This window comes from Roseinatronobacter ekhonensis (assembly GCF_900499075.1).
GTDB lineage: Bacteria > Pseudomonadota > Alphaproteobacteria > Rhodobacterales > Rhodobacteraceae > Roseinatronobacter > Roseinatronobacter ekhonensis.
On the sequence record NZ_UIHC01000110.1, the window covers coordinates 1 to 3,446 of the forward strand.

The following is a 3,446-nucleotide window of genomic DNA, read 5'->3' on the forward strand; positions in this document are numbered from 1 at the left end:
CTCAATCCAATTGAACGTCTTTGGGCGGTCTTGCACCATTATGTCACCCACAATCGCTACTACCGAAGTCAGAAGCAATTCGCCGACGCCATCCTTGCATTCATGCGTGAGACCATCCCGCAGGAATGGAAGAAATTCCGCGACAAGGTGTCAGATAACTTCCGCGTCATAACACACGAGAACTTTCGGGTTTTGGAGTAGAAGAAGTATACCAGTCATTTGTGGGTAACGAGTGTCACAACTTCAAGCTGAAAATTGGTCCCTGCGAAGAATAGGCGTTTGGTTTTGATAATGAGATCGTTGCTGCCAATTGGAATTTGCCGAAAAAAGAAGAGCAAGAGACAGAGCGGGAGGGATGACCCCTCCCGGTCGAGAGAGTGCGCGCGGGTTCCCTTATAAATTCAGCATTTTCGCTTTGATTTAGCGGCCTACAAAGGCTCCATATTTATGAGAATGCCGCAACCCGCTCCCTGCACAGGGCAAGCATAGCCTCTGCCCGCTCTTCGATATCACGGTCCACACCGGGAAGATCAGGCAGAGAAACGCCGTCTATGGCGTCAGCGAAGCGCTGCAAGAAATGATCAATCTCTTCGCCTATGCCGGTTGCAGCTAAACCGGCAATCGCCGCCACCTGCATGAAATCACGCCGCCGCAACCGGTCATCTTTGCCATTCAACTTCAGGGCCATGCGATCATGTTCAAGGCTCGGGAAGACCCGCGTCGTGACCGCATCATAGAGCGGCGCGAGGCGAATTGTGCTGAAGCGATCGGCAGTAGGATCGGCAATCTTTAAGAGCGCTAAGTTCTTTAGGTGCATGTCGCCATCGCCGATCAACCAAGCAAAGAGGGCGCGCTTTACAACCAGTAGAAGATCTTCCCCGGCAGATGTCGACAGCGGTCGAACTGCACGCGTTATCCTCTCGATTGTTCCATCGTACTTCGCATCGGGCGGCAGGTCGAGGACCGAACACAGATCCTCCAAAGCAAAGCGGCGTTCATCCTCGGGCGATGTGCGAATATCGAAGCGCTCGACCAGTAAGGCAGGGGGCATGTCATCCGGCATTGCTACCAAAGCGATCTCAGGTGCCGCCAACCCTGAAGCACGGCCAAGAGTCATGGCAAGATACTCGATCACGGGAAGCGCCTGAAATCCGCTGGTGCCCGCAGGCTTCAAAATGTGCGTGAACGGTAAGCCCGCACTCGGCAACAATTGGCCATCCTGCGCCAAATACATCGGCGCCTTGATCTGAACGCCAGACAGGCGCGGTGTGTCCGGCCTCTCATAAAGACGCGCCAGTCCAGCCTCGAAATCGGCTTCAAGCTTGCCGCGCCCAGGACCCGCATAATTTCCGGTAAACACACCGCCGCAGGCATGTCGGGATAACGTCACGGACAGCATATCTTCGGGGAGCGATGCGAGCTCGGCTGCGTCTTCGCTGATCGTAATGTTGGACATATATCGTTTGCCCGAGCGCAACATTGCCCGCTCGTCGTTGTCTTTGAGGACCTTCTCCAGCCAACCTTCGGGCAACAGCGAGAGGATGAAGGGCGGTAGTTGCCCCGGAACCCGCTGCTGCACGAGCGGCAAATTGAAATTGTCTTGTGGCTGCCAGCGCCATTCAAAACCGTCATGTCCCAGCTGACCGACAATTTGCCCATGCCAAGCAACCGAGAACATAAGTGCGGCTTCGTTGCGCACCTCCACCCCAACAGCAGAGCGCAACAAATACCGCTCTGTCTGCTCTCCCTCGCGGTACCATTTGTTTTCGCGCGCTAGCGCCCAAACCGCGTCCGCCGCAGCAGACGGGCTGCCGTATTCTTCAACAAGACGCGCGGCGATCTCGGCCCGCATCCCTTCATCAATCGCGCTAGCGTGCTCGCTGCGTTGCCTAAATGCTTCAAGAAATCGCTGCCGCATCGACGAGACGGCAACTTTGAACTCCCCTGCCCCGTCATCAACAATGGCAGTCGCCACCGCAGGCTGATCTGGCGCTACGTTTTGGATAATCTCGAGAGATCTTATCCGAGTACGCTGATTGCGTTTCCCGCTAATGAAGAGGCGACCATCTCGCGTTGGTGCGAGCAGCGTGGCGCTGGCTGCAGAGAGATATGCCTTTGGATACAGATAATGTGCAATCCGCACCGCATTCCGCAGAACAATTGCATCACTATCGGCGTCGGCATCGACATAAATGCCACGCATAAGTTGAACAAGTTTTCCTGTCTCAGCTTGGTAGTGAGCACGGTCCTTGTCGAGGTTTTCACCAATGAGATAGAGCAATATTATAACTTTCGCGCACTTCAGATACGAGATAGTTAGATTTTTTCGTGGCGTCCGTCAAGAAATTCCAACTATCCCGCACATAACATGCGCGAAAGTTAGGTCGCCGGCGCTACTCCCAAGAAAGCCCACACGCAGCCGCGCGCACAGGAGCCACAACCGAGACTATATTTTGTTCGGTGATTTTTGCGACGCGTACCTTCCTGAAAACCCGCCGAAAGTGAGATGGCAAAGTATATCAAGGCTAACCGTCCCAAACCAAAGAAGCCGAGAACACCGTGATTGCATTAATATTGGGCCCCCTGCTCCGTTCAAGCCCCCACGAACCATCAGCTAGGGCGCACCATTGGGCAAGCGGAGACGAACGGCCGTATCGAACTTGTCTCTGGCAGCAGCACTGGTCGATCAGCTCAACTGCCACCTGTATCTGCACCGTTGCCCCCTTACCTCACCGCAATAGAATGGAGCGCGTGCAGGACCGGAAAAGCACTCTCAACAAAACTCGGCTCGATCTAAAATCCGCATGCCCCTCCCAATCCTGACACCTGATCGGTAGTTCCAAATCTGCTGTCTCTGTTGATCGCAATTTAGCCCCCAACATTCCTATTGGGAGAAGGCATCTGTAAGGCCAAAGTGAATGCTTCCGGAAAAAATGGCTCCGGCCCCGAGCCGGCGTCACCCCAAACGCCAACGGGCCTCTGATGATCGCGCATACACCAGGGATGGGAACAAAGCTTTCAATCACGAAGACTGGCACATCAGCGCCTAGGCGCTGAACAGGCTCTTGGCTGCGCCCGGAGCCGCGAAGTCAGCGTCTCCGCCCATTCGGAATACGATCCTTTGTGCGACCGAAAAGGGATTCAAAATTAGAAGGATGATCCACCGACGAAGCGATCTGGACGATCAACGGTATGCGAATCAGCGGCCCCTGCCCTATTCCGCTACGACCACCAAACCTAAACAAATTGCCAACCCCGAACTTCGCGCGCCACGCACAACCGAAACGTCAATCAACGATAAAGTCGCTCATGGGAAGTGTGAAGTGGTCCGGCAAATTTGGACAGCGTGCTAAGATGTATCCAACGCGCACGAATGGATACGAGAATGACAAAGCGACGGAACTTTTCAGACAAGTTTAAAGCTGCTGTGGCGCTTGAGGCGCTGC

The 3,446-nt window shown here is 54.5% G+C and carries 1 protein-coding gene and 1 pseudogene; one reads left to right on the forward strand and one right to left on the reverse strand.

Annotated elements, in window-relative coordinates; genetic code table 11:
• Positions 1-201, forward strand: a pseudogene (locus ROE7235_RS19005) (IS630 family transposase); the annotation flags it as partial.
• A gap of 244 nt (positions 202-445) precedes the next feature.
• Here ROE7235_RS19005 and ROE7235_RS19010 read toward each other — a convergent pair.
• Complete coding sequence (locus ROE7235_RS19010) at positions 446-2,281, reverse strand: type II toxin-antitoxin system HipA family toxin (protein ID WP_220669598.1); 1,836 nt, start codon at positions 2,279-2,281, stop codon at positions 446-448.
• Positions 2,282-3,446: the final 1,165 nt, after the last annotated feature.